A 623-nucleotide genomic window follows, 5' to 3' on the forward strand; every position below is an offset into this window, starting at 1 on the left:
AATACTTTTGATACGGCAGGACAGGTGCAGAATGTATTAAAACCTTCAAGCAGAACAATAACTCCAAGTGTAAACAGAGGAAAGGGAGAAATGACATCAGAATATTACTCCAAGAATGAAGACATAACAAAAGGAACTTCGTATTATAATAACAGTCCTGAAGTAAAACTAATAGGAGTGGATATTCAGACAAATGGAATACAGGGCACAGTAAAAAATCTTGAAGTAATAAGTGTTCAAGATAAAGTGGACGGAAAGCATAGAGGATATAATATAGGTTATGGAATAGGAGTAGGAAACCATACTGTAATAAGAAACGGTAAAGGAGAAAATGCTAATGGTCTGTATACTTCAAATATTGAAGTAGGATACTCAATAGGAGATACAACACAAAGGATGACAAATGCAGTAGGAAGCTTTACAGCACAGGAAGGTACACTGAATGTAACAGGAATAACAAAGCAGGTAGGTTCTGTAATAGATGGTGGATTTACATTAAATACAAAAGAATATAGACATGAAGATTTGGAAGATATAAATAAGAACAGAAATATAGGAATAAATGTAAATATAACACCGGGAGTAGTTGATGTATACAGAAACGGCAAGCTTACGGGAGAAGC

At 34.5% G+C, this 623-nt stretch carries 1 protein-coding gene; it reads left to right on the forward strand.

The genetic code is table 11. The features are described from left to right. Window positions 1-24 precede the first annotated feature (24 nt). Window positions 25-623: hypothetical protein (locus EII29_RS11490; protein WP_148096437.1), on the forward strand; the 599-nt coding region annotated here is incomplete at its 3' end.

Origin of the sequence: Leptotrichia sp. OH3620_COT-345 (assembly GCF_003932895.1) — a bacterium.
Taxonomy (GTDB): domain Bacteria; phylum Fusobacteriota; class Fusobacteriia; order Fusobacteriales; family Leptotrichiaceae; genus Pseudoleptotrichia.